This window comes from Streptomyces sp. NBC_00310 (genome assembly GCF_036208085.1).
GTDB lineage: Bacteria > Actinomycetota > Actinomycetes > Streptomycetales > Streptomycetaceae > Streptomyces.
Genome location: NZ_CP130714.1, coordinates 9,521,488 through 9,537,252 on the forward strand (window position 1 = coordinate 9,521,488; position 15,765 = coordinate 9,537,252).

Consider the following 15,765-nt stretch of genomic DNA (forward strand, 5'->3'; position numbering starts at 1 on the left):
GGAGTCCTCAGGCCCGACGGGCCCGTCCGGTGCGGCGCGTCGAACTCGACGCGCCCCCGAAGAGGCGGGCCACGGCCCGGAACGGCAGCGTGACCACGGTCGCGACGGCCCCACCGATCTGCCGCAACACGTCTGCGATCGCACGGAACACGTATTTCCCCTTTCGTCTCCCGGCTGGCTGGGCCAGGAACGATCGGGTACCGCGCCCCGCACCGTTCATACCTGAACCGATCCGATCAGCGCTTGCCGATCATCCCCGCCGGGAACGCCCCCGCGCCGACCATCGTCGTCACCAGGCCCGTCATCAGCTCGGTGAGGCGCTCCACCCCGGCCGCGCCCAGATGCTCGTACGGCGCCAGGTCGAGGCGGTCCGTCGCGTCCTCGATCTCCGCGCGAAGCGCGACACCCGCCCCGGTCAGCTCGCCCTCGGCGTCGAGCAGCCCGCGTGCCCGCAGCCGCGCCCGCGCCGCGTCCCACTCGTCCCGGTTCCAGCCCCGCGTGCCGAGGACCCACTTCGGGGACATGCCCTTGCCGGTCGCGGTGTGGCTGGCCAGCGCCTCGACCGGGTCGAGGCCGGCGTCGAGGAGCGCCGCGAGATGCCCGTCGCCCCGGTGCTCGCGCAGCAGCGTGGTCGCGTGCCAGAGCGCGAGATGGGGGCGCTCGGGTACGGGGAGATCGGAGTGCGCGGCGTACAGGGGGCGTGCGGTCCTCGTGCACGCCTCCGCGGCGCGCAGCGCCAGCTCCGCCGCCTCGGCGACCTCCTCGGAGGCGAGCAGCTCCTCGCCGAGCAAGCGTCGCAGCGTGGCGTCGACGGCCCGCTCCCGTGCCGCCAGCACCACCGACGGGGACGCCGCCTCCCACACGGCGGGCACATGCCTCGCCACCAGTTCGTACCGGAAGTTGAAGAACGTCGCCGTCACCACGCCCGGGCCGACCCCGCCCATCGGCGCGGCCCGCACCGCGAAGTACGCCGCCCCGGAGTCCTCCACCCCCACGGCGGCCAGCTCCGACCCGAGGTCCGGCGAGAAGTAGTGCGCGGAGTGGTACGGATTCAGGAAGCTGTAGCAGCGCCGCCCGGCGCGCTCCGGAAGAGAAGAGGTCATGCCCGGCACGTTACCGACTGGTCGGTTGGTGCGAGGAAGGCGGGCCCCGAGCCGAGCGGGAACCCCACCGCCCCAGGCGGCGGCCCGTACGGCTCCGTGGCAGGAAAGGTGGGGTACTCGTCATTGCGGACACGGTCCGGCCGCCCAAGAATCGAGGCATGCGAACCGTCCTGGTCGTCCTCTTCGACGGCGTACAGAGCCTCGACGTCACGGGCCCGATGGAGGTCTTCGCCGGCGCGGAGCAGCACACACCGGGGACGTACCGCATCGGCACGGCCTCCCCGGACGGCTCTCCCGTGCGCACCTCCAGCGGCCTCACCCTCGTCCCGGACCACACCCTCGCCGGCGCCCCCGCCCCGCACACCCTGCTCGTCCCGGGCGGCCAGGGCACCAGGAACCCTGCCCCCGAGATCGTCGACTGGCTGCGTGAGCACGGCCCGCGCGCGGAGCGTCTGGTCTCGGTCTGCACCGGCGCGATCCTGCTCGCCGAGGCGGGCCTCCTGGACGGCCGCAGGGCGACCACGCACTGGGCGTACTGCGACACGCTGGCCCGCCACCACCCGGCGATCGAGGTCGACCCGGACCCGATCTTCATCCGCGACGGGCACATCGCCACCTCCGCCGGGGTCACCTCCGGCATCGACCTGGCCCTCGCGCTCGTCGAGGAGGACATCGGCCGCGAGGCCGCCCTCGCCATCGCCCGCCATCTCGTCGTCTTCCTGCGCCGCCCGGGGAACCAGGCCCAGTTCAGCGCCCAGCTCGCCGCCCAGACCGCGCAGCGGCGACCACTGCGCGAGGTCCAGCAGTGGATCACCGAGCATCCCGGCGACGACCTGAGCGTCGAGCACCTGGCAGCCCGCGCCCGGCTCTCGCCCCGCCACTTCGCCCGCTCCTTCCAGGCCGAGACGGGCATGACGCCGGGCCGGTACGTCGACCGCGTCCGCCTCGAACACGCCCGCCGTCTCCTGGAGGACACCGCCGACGGAGTTGAGGAGATCTCCCGCACCTGCGGCTACGGCACCTCCGAGGCCATGCGCCGCGCCTTCGTGAAGGCCCTCGCCACCTCCCCGGCGGAGTACCGCCGCCGCTTCCGCCCGGCTCCGACCCCGTAACACCCGGGCGCCCCGCGCGCCCCATCCACGGAAGGGAACCCCATGCAGATCGCCGTCGTCCTCTTCGACCGCTTCACCGCCCTCGACGCGGTGGGCCCCTACGAGACCCTCGGCCGCGCCCCGGACGCGGAACTGGTCTTCGTCGCCGAGCGGACCGGACCGGTCCGTACCGACCAGGGCGCCCTGGCGATCACCGCCGACAAGACCCTGGCCGAGGTGCCGAGCCCCGACATCGTGATCGTCCCCGGTGGCCCCGGCCAGAGCGCGCAGATGGAGAACGAGGCCCTCCTGGGCTGGCTGCGCACGGCCGACACCACCAGCACCTGGACGACCTCCGTGTGCACCGGCTCGCTCCTGCTCGCCGCCGCGGGCCTGCTGGAGGGCCGCCGTGCGACCTCGCACTGGCTGGCCCTCGACGAGCTGAAGCGGTTCGGGGCGGAGTCGACGGGGGAGCGGGTGGTGTTCGACGGCAAGTACGTCACCGCGGCCGGCGTCTCCTCCGGCATCGACATGGGCCTGACGCTGCTCGGCCGGATCGCGGGCGACGACCACGCACGGGCGATCCAGCTGGCGACGGAGTACGACCCGCGGCCGCCGTACGACGCGGGCTCCCCGGAGAAGGCACCCGCCCACCTCGTCGAGTGGTTCCGCGAGAACAGCCGTTTCGTCCTGCGGTGATCCCTCCGGCCGACGGGCCGGATGTCCGGCCCGGCAAGGAGGTTCAGACGTTCCAGGTGAACTTCGGCTGTCTGCGTTCCAGGAACGCGGCGACGCCCTCCGCGGTGTCGCCGCTGCCGCGCGCCTGCTCGGCCCAGTGGACGTCACGGTCGGTCCGGCCGTTCGCGAACTCCTTGGCGGCCGCCTGTGTCAGCTGGGAGCGCGAGACCAGTACCCGGGTGAACTCCGCCACACGCTCGGCGAGTTCACCCGCGCGCAGCACCTCGTCCACCAGCCCCGTGCGCAGCGCCCGCTCCGCGTCGATCAACTCGCCGGAGAACAACAGGTACTTGGCGGTACTCGGCCCCACCAGCGACACCAACCGCCGGGTGGAGGAGGCCGGGTAGACGAGCCCCAGCTTCGCGGGCGTGATCCCGAACAGCGACCCCTCCTCCGCGAACCGCAGATCGCAGGCCGCCGCCAACTGTGAGCCGCCGCCCACGCAGTGCCCGCGGATCGCCGCGAGGGTCGGCTTCGGGAAGGCGGCGAGGGCCTCCTCGGCGGTGCCCGCCCACCTCTGGGCCTCACCCGGGGACTCCCGGAGCGTGGAGATGTCGGCCCCCGCGCAGAACGTCCCGCCCTCCCCGGTGAGCACCAGCGCCCGTACGCCCGGGTCGGCGGCCAGCCGGTCGAGCAGCGGCGGCAGCGCCCGCCACATCCCGGCCGTCATGGCGTTGCGCTTGGCCGGGTGGTGGACGACGACGGTCGCGACCCCGTCGGCGACGGTGTCCAGCAGCTGAGGCTCCATGCACCGGATGCTAGCCACCCCGCGCGTCCCCACGATCAAGAAGGGTCCCGGAACACGGAGAGTGAGCGGCCGGCGGGGGCGGCGGGCGGGTCCGGCGCCAAACCCGTACAACCCGAATAGTTCCGAAAGCGGCACGCCCCGGACAAGGGCGGTCGTACGGCTGGCTGAATCCCTCACGGGCGATCCGAAAGTCGACGATACGCGCTGACTTCTGTTCAGTTCTCCGTGTGCGGAGCTGAGTTACCAACACTCGACATGTGGTGACAATCGAGCGCAAGGGTGGCGACCGGACAATGGACGACCAAGGGCGCGGGAGCGACCCACGCCCTGGAGGCGTCGGGCAGGGGCCCGACGACCCGAGGCCGCCGGAGCCACTGCCCTACGAGGGGGTCTGGCGGTTCACCGCCGCCGCCGTGGATGCCTCGGTACCGCAGGCGCGGCGCGCCGTCCGGGACCTGCTCGCCCGGCAGGGTGTGCCGATCTCGGACGACCTCGTCCAAGGACTTCTGCTGATCGTCTCCGAGCTGGTGACGAACGCCGTGAAACACGCGGCGCTCCTGTCGCCCACACTGGCCGTCGAGGTCGCCGTCGGAGCCGAGTGGGTGCGCGTCTCGGTGGAGGACAACCACCCCTACCGCCCGACCGCCCTGGAGACCGACCACGGCCGGCTCGGTGGCCGAGGGCTGCTCCTGGTGCGCGAGATCACCCTGGAGGCGGGCGGGGTCTGCGACGTCGAGCACACCGCGAGCGGCGGCAAGGTGATCTGGGTCGCCCTGCCGCTCAAACCCGCACACCTGATCTAAGGGTGAGATGTCACCGGTCCCGGATCGGGACCACTGATCCGGGGGTCGTCACCAGCCCGCGGCCGGACCCGTCAGCTCCCTGACCGCCGGGCGGGCCGCGTCCAGGACCGTCATGAACCAGGCGGAGAAGGTGTCCTTGGCGTGCCGCTCCGTCAGCTCGGCCGGAGTGACGAACGCGGTGGCCCCGACCTCGTCCGGGTCCGGCCGGAGCGGGGACTGCAGCAGCCCGACGAACAGATGGTTGAACTCCTGCTCCACCAGGCCGGAGTCCGGGTCCGGATGGTTGTAGCGGACCGTGCCGGCCTCTCCGAGCAGCGCCGGGGAGACTCCCAGCTCCTCGTGCGTCCGCCGGGCGGCCGCCGCGAAGGGGGACTCGCCCGGATAGGGGTGGCCGCAGCAGGTGTTCGACCACACACCGGGGGAGTGGTACTTGCCGAGGGCACGCTGCTGGAGCAGCAGCCGCCCGCGCTCGTCGAAGAGGAAGACGGAGAACGCCCGGTGCAGTCGACCGGGCGGTTGATGAGCGGCCAGCTTCTCCGCGGTGCCGATCGTGGTGCCGTCCTCGTCGACCAGCTCCAGCAGGATCGCTTCCGTGGTGCCGTTCTGCGGACTGTGCATCGCGGTGGCAGGTGTGATCGGCATGCCCATCCTTCGCCTCGTTCTTCGAGCCTCAAGTCTGCCGCACGAAACCGGCACTCCCGGCACTTCGCGCCAACCCGCATGTCCTACCCGGGCACCGCGCCGAGGGACACCCGCCGCTCGCGCGTCACACTCCGAAGGCGGCCGGATACCTGATGGTGCCGGGTGCCACCGACGCGGAACCGTCCAGTACAAGGGCCATCATCGCCGCGTCCGGCACGTCGAAATCCGGCCGGATGCCGTACTCGGATGCACGTACGAAGCCGAAGCGCGGGTAGTACTCGGGATGCCCCAGGACGAGGACGAGCCGCTCCCCACGCGCGCGTGCGGCCTCCAGCGCGGCGCGGACGACCGCGCCTCCCGCCCCTCGCCGCTGATGGTCCGGCAGCACCGCGACGGGGGCCAGCGCCAGCGCGGGGACCTCGTCCACATGACAGCGGGTGATCAGCGCGTACGCCGCGATCGTGCCGTCCGGTGCCTCGGCCACGTACGACAGCTCCGGCAGCCAGGCGTCGGGGTCCTCGCGCAGCGCGTCGACCAGTCCGGCCTCCGCGTCGGTCCCGAAGGCGGCGGCGTTGACGCCGTACACCCCCTCGCGGTCGGCGGACGTCTCCGGTCGCGTGATCCAGTCGGTCGTCAGTGGCACAGCTTCGCCTCGTGTTCCGCGTGGCCGACCGGCTCCAGCTGGAAGGTGCAGTGCTCGACGTCGAAGTGGTCGCCGACGCAGCCCTGGAGGTCGTGCAGCATCTTCTCGTGGCCTATGGAGTCCAGCGTGTCGGAGCTGACCACCACATGGGCGGAGAGCACCGGCATGCCGGAGGTGATGGTCCAGGCGTGCAGATCGTGGACGTCCTCCACGCCCGGCAGCGCCAGTATGTGGGCGCGCACCTCGGCCATGTCGACGTTCTTCGGGGCCGCCTCCAGCAGGACGTCGAGCGTCTCGCGCAGCAGCTTCACCGTGCGCGGGACGATCATCAGACCGATGATCAGCGAGGCGATCGGGTCGGCGGCCTGCCAGCCGGTGAGCAGGATGACCGTCGCGGAGATGATCACCGCCAACGAACCGAGCGCGTCCGCGGCCACCTCCAGGAAGGCGCCCCGTACGTTCAGGCTCTCCTTCTGGCCGCGCATCAGCAGGGTCAGCGAGATCATGTTCGCGACCAGGCCGATCGCGCCGAACACGACGGTCAGGCCGCCCTGGGTCCCGACCGGTGTGACGAACCGCTGGACCGCCTCGTACAGCACATAGCCGCCGACGCCGAGCAGCAGCAGACAGTTCGCCAGCGCCGCGAGTATCTCGGCGCGGGCGTAACCGAAGGTGCGGTTGCCGCTGGCCGGGCGGTTCGCGAAGTGGATCGCGAGGAGCGCCATGCCCAGGCCCACGGCGTCCGTCGCCATGTGCGCCGCGTCCGCGATGAGCGCCAGCGAATCGGCGAGGACACCGCCGACGATCTCGACCACCATGACGGTGAGCGTGATCGACAGCGCGATCCGCAGCCGCCCGCGGTACGCCGCTGCCGCCGTACCACTGGTCGGCGCGTGATGCGCGTGCCCGTGATCGTGCCCAGCCCCCATGGAATCCGCCTTCCAGATGCGTCCGTGTGTTCGGCTCCGGATCACAGTGAACTACGGGTGGGGGGTATCCGGCAACGCGGCACTGAACACCGTTGTCATGTGCTCTGACCTGCGGAAACGATGCGCAGGTCAGAGCGTTGCCATGATCGGGGGCGGGTCAGAGGCCGCGGTGCAGCCGCCAGCCCGCCCAGGCCGACTCGACCATCTCGCGTACCCCGCGCCGGGCCGTCCAGCCGAGCTCCCGCTCGGCCCGCGCGGCCGAGGCGACCGCGCGCGGCGCGTCGCCCGGGCGGCGCGGTTCGACGAGCGCGGGACGGCGGTCGCCGGTCACCTCGCCGACGAGATCGATGAGTTCGCGGACCGAAACGCCTTCGCCGCGGCCGATGTTCACGGTCAGGTCGCCGGTCACGTCACCGGAGGTGAGGCGTCGGGCCGCCGCGAGGTGGGCGTCGGCGAGGTCGGCGACATGGATGTAGTCCCGGACGCAGGTGCCGTCCGGGGTCGGATAGTCGTCGCCGAAGATCCGGGGGGCCTCGTCGCGGGTGAGACGGTCGAAGACCATCGGGATGACGTTGAAGATCCCGGTGTCGGCCAGGGCCGGGTCGGCGGCGCCGGCCACGTTGAAGTACCGCAGGCACACGGTCGCGATGCCGTGCGCCTGCCCCGCGGCCCGGACCAGCCATTCACCGGCGAGCTTGGTCTCGCCGTACGGGCTCATCGGGGCGCACGGGGTGTCCTCGGTGATGAGATCCACGTCCGGGTTGCCGTAGACCGCCGCGGAGGAGGAGAAGAGGAAGCGCTCGACTCCGGCTCCGGCCGCCGCCTCCAGGAGGGTGGCGAGACCGCCGATGTTCTCCTGGTAGTAGCGGGTGGGCTGGGCGACGGATTCGCCGACCTGCTTGCGGGCGGCGAGATGGACCACGCCGGTCACCGCGTGCTCGGCGAGGACGCGCTTGAGAAGGCCGCCGTCGAGGGCGGAGCCGTGGATCAGGGGAATGCGTTCGGGGAGGCGGCCGCGGACCCCTGCGGAGAGGTCGTCCAGCGCGATGACGTGTTCGCCGGCGTCGGCCATGACCTTCGCCACGTGTGCGCCGATGTAGCCCGCCCCGCCTGTGATCAGCCATGTCATGGGGTCACCTTATTCGGGGTGCGTCGCGGGGGCTGTGTTGTGTCTGTTCGTCGTAGAGGACGTGCAGGGTTGGCGGGTGCGGTCGTGTTCGTGGCTGGTCGCGCGGTACCCCGCGCCCCTTCAGGGGGCGCGGATCGCACCCTCTTCGAAGAGGGCACACGCTCTCGCTGTCCCCTATCAACCGATATGCGGACCGGAGTTTGTGGCGCGACCCCCAGATCCCCGATGATGATCGCGGCGGAGGGCCGACGGCTTGAGCAGGTCGAACCGATCAGGCCGTGAACGGGCGGTGAACGCCCGCTTCTCTTCATCCGATAACCTCTGCCGACACGCCGCCGGGCCCCAGGGCCTGTCGTCGGATTCCCGTCTGCCACGCGGCGCCATGCACGCACTCTCGCCGCACCGGGCGCAGACCCGAGTACATCCAGTACAAGGGTCCACGCCCGGCACGCCGAGAGCACGCGCCTGACGCCGCGAGGCCGCCCTCCGGGCGACGGGAGTTCGACGACGGCCCTGGACCTGGGCGTCCCCACCACGCACATGCCCGGCGCGGTCGCGTCGGCACCCAGGGAGTGAGTTCGTCTGTCGACCGCCATCCTCACCGGTCAGCCGGTGCCCGGATCGTCGCTGGAGGGCGATCTGCGGTCGCTCGGCTTCGACGTGCGGGTCGCCTCCGACGCCGGTGACGCCGAGACGTTCCTGGCGACGGTGCCCGCGGACCAGCGGGTCGCGATCGTCGACACCCGGTTCGTGGGCCATGTGCACGCGCTGCGCCTGGGACTCACCGACCCCCGCTTCGAGGCCGCCGCCCTGCCCGGCGCCGTGACCGTGCGGCCCGCCGCCCGCCAGGCGCTGACCCGGGCACTGGCCCGCGAGAGCTCCGCCGCGAGCGGCAGCACCGCGGTCGCCGTCGACAGCCTCGCCGACCGGGTCGTCGCCGCCCTCGACACGGACGGCGTCAGCCTGTACCGGCCCGAGCTGGGCACCCTGGTCGCCGTCGTCCCCGCCGACCCGCAGGCCCGCAACGAGGCCCGCCAGGCGGTCGACGCCGTCGACGACGAGGCCGTACGGCTGCGCACGGCGGTGAAGTCCCGCGACGGCTTCTTCACCACGTACTGCATCAGCCCGTACTCCCGCTACCTCGCCCGCTGGTGCGCACGCCGGGGCCTGACCCCGAACCAGGTCACCACGGCCTCGCTGATCACCGCCCTGATCGCGGCGGGCTGCGCGGCCACCGGCACGCGCGGCGGCTTCGTCGCGGCCGGCCTGCTCCTGATCTTCTCCTTCGTCCTCGACTGCACCGACGGCCAGCTGGCCCGCTACTCGCTGCAGTACTCGACGCTCGGCGCCTGGCTCGACGCCACCTTCGACCGCGCCAAGGAGTACGCCTACTACGCGGGCCTCGCCCTCGGCGCCGCCCGCGGCGGTGATGACGTCTGGGGGCTCGCCCTCGGCGCGATGGTCCTGCAGACCTGCCGCCACGTCGTCGACTTCTCCTTCAACGAGGCAAATCACGACGCCACCGCCAACACCAGCCCCACCGCCGCCCTTTCGGACAAGCTCGACAGCGTCGGCTGGACGGTCTGGATCCGCCGGATGATCGTCCTGCCCATCGGTGAGCGCTGGGCGATGATCGCGATCCTCACGGCGGCCACCACACCCCGTATCACCTTCTACGCGCTGCTCGTCGGCTGCGCCTTCGCCGCCACCTACACCACGGCGGGCCGCGTACTGCGCTCGCTCACGCGCAAGGCGCGGCGGACCGACCGGGCGGCGCGGGCGCTGGCGGACCTCGCGGACAGCGGGCCGCTCGCGTCGGGCGTGGCGCGACTCCTCGGGAAGTTCAAGGCCCATCCTCCGTTCGGCTCCCGCGCTCTGGTCGCGCTGCCCGGCGTGGTGCTCCTCATCACAGCGGCCTGGCTCGCGCCGTACGGCAGTTGGTGGCCCGTCGCGGCCGCCGCGTTCTACGCGGTCGTCTCCGGTGCCACCGTCGCGCTGCCCCTCAAGGGCGCCCTCGACTGGCTCGTCCCCCCGTTCTTCCGCGCCGCCGAATACGGCACCGTGCTGTTGCTGGCAGCCAAAGCCGATGTGAACGGAGCCCTTCCCGCGGCTTTCGGGCTGGTGGCCGCGGTCGCCTACCATCACTACGACACGGTGTACCGCATCCGCGGCGACGCCGGCGCGCCACCGCAGTGGCTGGTGCGGGCGATCGGCGGACACGAAGGCAGGACCCTGCTGGTCACCGTCCTGGCCGCGCTGCTCGCGCCCACAGAGTTCAAGGTCGCGCTCACGGCTCTCGCCGTGGCCGTGGCACTGCTGGTGCTCGTCGAGAGCATCCGCTTCTGGGTGTCCGCCCATAAAACCGGCGCACCCGCCGTACACGATGAAGGAGAACCCGCATGATCGGCCTCGTGCTGGCGGCCGGCGCCGGACGGCGTCTTCGCCCCTACACCGACACCCTTCCCAAGGCACTGGTGCCGGTCGGCCCCGAAGGCGACGAGGAGAGCCTCACGGTTCTCGACCTCACCCTCGGCAACTTCGCCGAGATCGGCCTGACCGAGGTCGCGATCATCGTCGGGTACCGCAAGGAGGCCGTCTACGAGCGTCGTGAGGCGCTGGAGGCCAAGTACGGCCTCAAGATCACCCTCATCGACAACGACAAGGCCGAGGAGTGGAACAACGCCTACTCCCTGTGGTGCGGCCGTGACGCCATCAAGCACTCGGTGATCCTCGCCAACGGCGACACCGTGCACCCGGTCTCCGTCGAGAAGACCCTGCTCGCCGCCCGCGGCGACGGCAAGAAGATCATCCTCGCCCTCGACACGGTGAAGTCCCTCGCCGACGAGGAGATGAAGGTCGTCGTCGGCCCCGAGGGCGGCATGACGAAGATCACCAAGCTGATGGACCCCGCCGAGGCGACCGGTGAGTACATCGGCGTCACCCTCATCGAGGGCGAGGCCGCCGACGAGCTGGCCGACGCCCTGAAGACGGTCTTCGAGACGGACCCGCAGCAGTTCTACGAGCACGGCTACCAGGAGCTCGTGAACCGCGGCTTCCGCATCGACGTCGCGCCCATCGGTGACGTCAAGTGGGTCGAGATCGACAACCACGAGGACCTCGCCAAGGGACGTGAGATCGCGTGCCAGTACTGACGAGGCTCATCCCCTCGCCGGTCGTCGTGGACATCCGTCCCGGCGCGCTCGATGATCTGGCGACGATCCTGTCGGACCAGCGCATCGCGCCGTCGGGCCGGCTGGCCTTCGCGATCAGCTCCGGCTCCGGCGCGGCGCTGCGCGACCGGTTCGCCCCCGCCTTTCCGGAGGCGGACTGGTTCTGCGACGCCGACGGCACCATCGACGGAGCGGTACGGCTCGCCGACTCGATCAAGAAGGGCGGTCACTACGACGCCGTGGTCGGGCTCGGCGGCGGCAAGGTCATCGACTGCGCCAAGTACGCCGCCGCGCGCGTCGGTCTGCCGCTGGTCGCCGTGGCCACGAACCTGGCCAACGACGGTCTGTGCTCCCCGGTCGCCACGCTGGACAACGACGCGGGCCGCGGCTCCTACGGTGTGCCGAACCCGATCGGGATCGTCATCGACCTGGACGTCATCCGTGAGGCCCCGGTGCGCTTCGTGCGGGCCGGTATCGGCGATGTGATCTGCAAGATCTCCGCCGTGGCCGACTGGGAGCTGTCCAGCCGGGAGACCGGCGAGAAGGTCGACGGACTGGCCGCCGCCATGGCCCGCCAGGCCGCCGAGGCCGTCCTGCGCCACCCCGGCGGGGTCGGCGACGACGACTTCCTGACCACGCTCTCCGAGTCCCTCGTCCTGTGCGGGATCTCCATGTCCGTGGCCGGCGACAGCCGTCCCGCCTCGGGCGCCTGCCACGAGATCAGCCACGCGTTCGACCTCAGCTTCCCCAAGCGCAACGCCCTGCACGGCGAACAGTGCGGTCTCGGCGGCGCGTTCGCCACGTTCCTGCGGGGCAACCGCGAGGTCGCGGGCCAGATGGTCGAGGTCCTGCGCCACCACGGCCTGCCCGTCCTGCCGGACGAGATCGGCTTCACCGTGGACGAGTTCGTCCAGGTCGTGAACTTCGCCCCGCAGACCCGGCCGGGCCGCTACACCATCCTCGAGCACCTCGAACTGAGCACCGACCAGATCAAGGACGCATACGCCGACTATGCCAAAGCCATCGGTAGCTGAACTCCGCCCGGTCGTTCACCCCCCGGGTGTGAAGGACCGGCGGAGCGGCGAACACTGGGCCGGCCGGCTCTACATGCGCGAGATCTCCCTGCGCATCGACCGGCACCTGGTGAACACCCGGGTCACGCCCAACCAGCTGACCTACCTGATGACCGTCTTCGGCGTCCTCGCCGCCCCGGCGCTGCTGGTGCCGGGCATCACGGGCGCCGTCCTCGGTGTGCTGATGGTCCAGCTGTACCTGCTGTTCGACTGCGTCGACGGCGAGATCGCCCGCTGGCGCAAGCAGTACTCGATCGCCGGCGTCTACGTGGACCGGGTCGGCGCCTACCTGTGCGACGCGGCCGTGCTCGTCGGCTTCGGGCTGCGCGCCGCCGACCTGTGGGGCACCGGGCGGATCGACTGGCTGTGGGCCTTCCTCGGGACCCTGGCCGCCCTCGGCGCCATCCTGATCAAGGCCGAGACGGACCTCGTCGGGGTCGCCCGGCACCAGACCGGCAAGCCGCCGGTCCAGGAGTCGGCCTCCGAGCCGCGCTCGTCCGGCATGGCGCTGGCCCGCAAGGCCGCCGCCGCCCTGAAGTTCCACCGGCTCATCCTCGGCGTCGAGGCCTCCCTGCTGATCCTGGTCCTCGCGATCGTGGACCAGGCTCGGGGCGACCTGTTCTTCTCCCGCCTCGGTGTCGCCGTACTCGCCGGCATCGCGCTGCTCCAGACACTGCTGCACCTGGTGTCCATCCTCGTCTCCAGCAGGCTGAAGTGAGCGGCGGCATGAAGGTCGGCGCGGTGATCATCACCATGGGCAACCGCCCCGACGAACTCCGCGCCCTCCTCGACTCGGTCGCCAAGCAGGAGGGCGACCGGGTCGAGGCGGTCGTCGTCGGCAACGGCTCGCCCGTCCCGGACGTCCCCGAGGGCGTACGGACGGTCGAGCTGCCCGAGAACCTCGGCATCCCCGGCGGCCGCAACATAGGCATAGAGGCGTTCGGCCCCAGCGGCCGGGACGTCGACGTCCTCCTCTTCCTCGACGACGACGGCCTGCTCGCGCACCACGACACCGCCGAACTCTGCCGCCGGGCCTTCGAGGCCGATCCGAAGCTCGGCATAGTCAGCTTCCGCATCGCCGACCCCGACACCGGTGAGACCCAGCGGCGCCATGTGCCCCGGCTGCGGGCCGCCGACCCGATGCGCTCCTCCCGGGTCACCACCTTCCTCGGCGGCGCCAACGCCGTACGCACCCAGGTCTTCGCCGAAGTCGGCGCTCTCCCGGACGAATTCTTCTACGCACACGAGGAAACCGACCTGGCATGGCGGGCCCTCGACGCGGGCTGGATGATCGACTACCGGTCCGACATGGTGCTGTACCACCCCACGACCGCGCCCTCCCGGCACGCGGTCTACCACCGCATGGTCGCGCGCAACCGCGTCTGGCTCGCGCGCCGCAACCTCCCCGGCCTCCTCGTCCCGGTCTATCTGGGCGTCTGGCTGCTCCTGACCCTGCTCCGCAAGCCCTCCGGCCCGGCCCTGAAGGCCTGGTTCGGCGGCTTCAAGGAGGGCTGGACGAGCCCCTGCGGCCCCCGCCGGCCCATGAAGTGGCGTACGGTGTGGCGGCTGACCCGGCTGGGCCGACCGCCCGTCATCTGACAAGCTCGAAATCTGAGAGCATTCGGCCGTACCCGGTCCAGGTTTCCGCCTCGGCCCGACCAGGCTGCGCACTTTGAGGACGAAAGTTTCCATTTGTGAGTGAGACAACGCATGACGGCAGGGTTGTGGTGAGCGACCGTCCGTCGCCCGACGACGGGCTCTCCGCGACGGAACTGGCCACCAAGTACGGGCTCGCCGTGAGCGGCGCCCGGCCCGGACTCGTCGAGTACGTCCGCCAGATGTGGGGGCGGCGGCACTTCATCCTCGCCTTCTCCCAGGCGAAGCTCACCGCGCAGTACAGCCAGGCCAAGCTCGGCCAGCTGTGGCAGGTGGCCACCCCGCTGCTCAACGCGCTCGTGTACTTCCTCATCTTCGGCCTGATCCTCAACGCCGACCGGGGCATGTCGCGCGAGGTGTACATCCCGTTCCTGGTCACGGGTGTGTTCGTGTTCACCTTCACGCAGAGCTCGGTGATGGCGGGCGTGCGCGCGATCTCCGGCAACCTGGGCCTGGTGCGCGCCCTGCACTTCCCGCGTGCCTCGCTGCCCATCTCCTTCGCGCTTCAGCAGCTTCAGCAGCTGCTGTTCTCGATGATCGTGCTGTTCTGCGTGGCGGTCGGCTTCGGCAGCTATCCGCGGCTGTCCTGGCTGCTGATCCTCCCCGTGCTGGCGCTGCAGTTCCTGTTCAACACCGGCCTCGCGCTGATCATGGCCCGCGCGGGTGCCAAGACCCCGGACCTCGCGCAGCTGATGCCGTTCGTGATGCGGACCTGGATGTACGCCTCCGGCGTCATGTTCTCGATCCCGGTGATGCTCGACGGCCACCCCGAGTGGATCGCCGACGTCCTCCAGTGGAACCCGGCGGCGATCTACATGGACCTGATGCGCTTCGCGCTGATCGACGGCTACGGCTCCGAGAACCTGCCCCCGCACGTGTGGGCGGTCGCCGGCGGCTGGGCCGTACTGATCGCGCTCGGCGGCTTCGTGTACTTCTGGAAGGCCGAGGAGAGGTACGGCCGTGGCTGAGTCACTCATCCCCACCGTCATCGCGGACGAACTGCACATCGTCTACCGCGTCAACGGCGCCAAGACCGGCAAGGGCAGCGCGACCGCTGCCCTCAGCCGCATCGTCAAGCGCGGCGAGGAGCGTGGTGTGCGCAAGGTGCACGCCGTCAAGGGCGTCTCCTTCATCGCCTACCGGGGCGAGGCCATCGGCCTGATCGGCTCCAACGGCTCCGGCAAGTCCACCCTGCTGCGTGCGATCGCCGGTCTGCTCCCCGCGGAGCAGGGCAAGGTCTACACGGACGGCCAGCCCTCGCTGCTCGGCGTCAACGCCGCCCTGATGAACGACCTCACGGGCGAACGGAACGTCATATTGGGCGGCCTCGCGATGGGTATGTCCCGCGAGCAGATCAGGGAGCGCTACCAGGGGATCGTCGATTTCTCCGGCATCAACGAGAAGGGCGACTTCATCACCCTGCCGATGCGCACCTACTCCTCCGGCATGGCGGCCCGGCTGCGCTTCTCCATCGCGGCGGCCAAGGACCACGACGTGCTGATGATCGACGAGGCCCTCGCCACCGGTGACCGCGCGTTCCAGAAGCGCTCGGAGGCCCGCATCCGCGAACTGCGCAAGGAGGCCGGCACGGTCTTCCTGGTCAGCCACAACAACAAGTCCATCCGCGACACCTGCGACCGCGTCCTGTGGCTGGAACGCGGCGAACTGCGCATGGACGGCCCGACGGACGAGGTCCTGAAGGAATACGAGAAGTTCACGGGCAAGTAGGACAGGCCCTGTCCCGACATGACCGGCCCCACCGGAACTGTTCCGGTGGGGCCCGGCGTCTGCAAGGGATACCGGGGAGCGCGTCCGCAAAGAGAACGCCGACTTCGGCAGGGAAGCGTCAACTCCGGTTACCCCTGGGAAGCTTGGGTGCAATCGGTGCTTTCTTGTGATGTGCAGGACACCCCGACGGAGCATGGTGCGTTGTACAACGTAAGCTGTACCGGTGCCGAATCGCGGCAAGTGGGTCCATAATGCGCGACACCCGGCATCAGCCGCAGACGCCGCCCACTGGGCGGCGTGTCCGAAATAGTG

At 70.9% G+C, this 15,765-nt stretch carries 17 protein-coding genes; 10 read left to right on the top strand and 7 right to left on the bottom strand.

What is annotated here, in order from left to right; translation table 11 throughout:
• Positions 1-7: 7 nt before the first annotated feature.
• Positions 8-151, bottom strand: a complete 144-nt coding sequence (locus OG202_RS41490; protein WP_169800313.1) for an LPFR motif small protein — start codon at positions 149-151, stop codon at positions 8-10.
• Positions 152-236: 85 nt separating this feature from the next.
• Positions 237-1,103 (bottom strand): SCO6745 family protein, encoded by an 867-nt coding sequence (locus OG202_RS41495; RefSeq protein ID WP_326574548.1) that lies wholly within the window; start codon positions 1,101-1,103, stop codon positions 237-239.
• A 158-nt stretch (positions 1,104-1,261) separates the two neighbouring features.
• Between OG202_RS41495 and OG202_RS41500 the strand changes: the two genes are divergently transcribed.
• Together OG202_RS41500 and OG202_RS41505 are read left to right on the top strand one after the other, a co-directional pair.
• Positions 1,262-2,215, top strand: coding sequence for a GlxA family transcriptional regulator (locus OG202_RS41500; protein WP_328224442.1), 954 nt, complete (start codon positions 1,262-1,264; stop codon positions 2,213-2,215).
• A gap of 42 nt (positions 2,216-2,257) precedes the next feature.
• On the top strand, positions 2,258-2,893 hold the full coding sequence (locus OG202_RS41505; protein WP_328224443.1) for a DJ-1/PfpI family protein: 636 nt from the start codon (positions 2,258-2,260) through the stop codon (positions 2,891-2,893).
• A 43-nt stretch (positions 2,894-2,936) separates the two neighbouring features.
• Here the strand turns inward: OG202_RS41505 and OG202_RS41510 are convergent, their stop codons facing one another.
• Complete coding sequence (locus tag OG202_RS41510) at positions 2,937-3,680, bottom strand: enoyl-CoA hydratase/isomerase family protein (protein ID WP_326574545.1); 744 nt, start codon at positions 3,678-3,680, stop codon at positions 2,937-2,939.
• Between the two features lie 293 nt (positions 3,681-3,973).
• Here OG202_RS41510 and OG202_RS41515 point away from each other — a divergent pair, with 293 nt between their 5' ends.
• A complete protein-coding gene (locus tag OG202_RS41515; protein WP_326585532.1) occupies positions 3,974-4,483 on the top strand; it encodes an ATP-binding protein in 510 nt (169 codons plus the stop codon).
• A 48-nt stretch (positions 4,484-4,531) separates the two neighbouring features.
• Here the strand turns inward: OG202_RS41515 and idi are convergent, their stop codons facing one another.
• The 4 genes from idi to galE form a co-directional block, all read right to left on the bottom strand.
• Positions 4,532-5,125 carry an isopentenyl-diphosphate Delta-isomerase gene (gene idi / locus OG202_RS41520; RefSeq protein WP_326574544.1) on the bottom strand — a complete coding sequence of 198 codons (594 nt, stop codon included), beginning with the start codon at positions 5,123-5,125 and terminating at the stop codon, positions 4,532-4,534.
• A gap of 124 nt (positions 5,126-5,249) precedes the next feature.
• Positions 5,250-5,768 (bottom strand): GNAT family N-acetyltransferase, encoded by a 519-nt coding sequence (locus tag OG202_RS41525; RefSeq protein ID WP_326574543.1) that lies wholly within the window; start codon positions 5,766-5,768, stop codon positions 5,250-5,252.
• Positions 5,759-6,697 (bottom strand): cation diffusion facilitator family transporter, encoded by a 939-nt coding sequence (locus OG202_RS41530; RefSeq protein WP_326574542.1) that lies wholly within the window; start codon positions 6,695-6,697, stop codon positions 5,759-5,761. The genes OG202_RS41525 and OG202_RS41530 overlap by 10 nt, the downstream gene beginning before the upstream one ends.
• 157 nt (positions 6,698-6,854) lie before the next feature.
• The gene (galE, locus tag OG202_RS41535) at positions 6,855-7,826 is read right to left on the bottom strand and encodes a UDP-glucose 4-epimerase GalE (protein ID WP_326574541.1); all 972 of its coding nucleotides are present in this window, start codon (positions 7,824-7,826) and stop codon (positions 6,855-6,857) included.
• Between the two features lie 582 nt (positions 7,827-8,408).
• Between galE and OG202_RS41540 the strand changes: the two genes are divergently transcribed.
• From OG202_RS41540 to OG202_RS41570, 7 genes are all read left to right on the top strand, one after another.
• A complete protein-coding gene (locus tag OG202_RS41540; RefSeq protein ID WP_328224784.1) occupies positions 8,409-10,229 on the top strand; it encodes a DUF5941 domain-containing protein in 1,821 nt (606 codons plus the stop codon).
• Positions 10,226-10,978, top strand: a complete 753-nt coding sequence (locus OG202_RS41545; protein ID WP_326574540.1) for a phosphocholine cytidylyltransferase family protein — start codon at positions 10,226-10,228, stop codon at positions 10,976-10,978. The genes OG202_RS41540 and OG202_RS41545 overlap by 4 nt, the downstream gene beginning before the upstream one ends.
• Positions 10,966-12,030, top strand: a complete 1,065-nt coding sequence (locus tag OG202_RS41550) for an iron-containing alcohol dehydrogenase family protein (protein ID WP_326574539.1) — start codon at positions 10,966-10,968, stop codon at positions 12,028-12,030. The genes OG202_RS41545 and OG202_RS41550 overlap by 13 nt, the downstream gene beginning before the upstream one ends.
• Positions 12,031-12,058: 28 nt before the next feature.
• Positions 12,059-12,787, top strand: a complete 729-nt coding sequence (locus OG202_RS41555; protein ID WP_405895765.1) for a CDP-alcohol phosphatidyltransferase family protein — start codon at positions 12,059-12,061, stop codon at positions 12,785-12,787.
• Positions 12,784-13,668 carry a glycosyltransferase family 2 protein gene (locus OG202_RS41560; protein WP_327726774.1) on the top strand — a complete coding sequence of 295 codons (885 nt, stop codon included), beginning with the start codon at positions 12,784-12,786 and terminating at the stop codon, positions 13,666-13,668. The genes OG202_RS41555 and OG202_RS41560 overlap by 4 nt, the downstream gene beginning before the upstream one ends.
• A 95-nt stretch (positions 13,669-13,763) precedes the next feature.
• Positions 13,764-14,693 carry an ABC transporter permease gene (locus OG202_RS41565; protein WP_327726773.1) on the top strand — a complete coding sequence of 310 codons (930 nt, stop codon included), beginning with the start codon at positions 13,764-13,766 and terminating at the stop codon, positions 14,691-14,693.
• Positions 14,686-15,453: an ABC transporter ATP-binding protein gene (locus OG202_RS41570; RefSeq protein ID WP_327726772.1), complete on the top strand. Its 768-nt coding sequence runs from the start codon at positions 14,686-14,688 to the stop codon at positions 15,451-15,453. Before OG202_RS41565 ends, OG202_RS41570 begins: the two co-directional genes overlap by 8 nt.
• Positions 15,454-15,765: the final 312 nt, after the last annotated feature.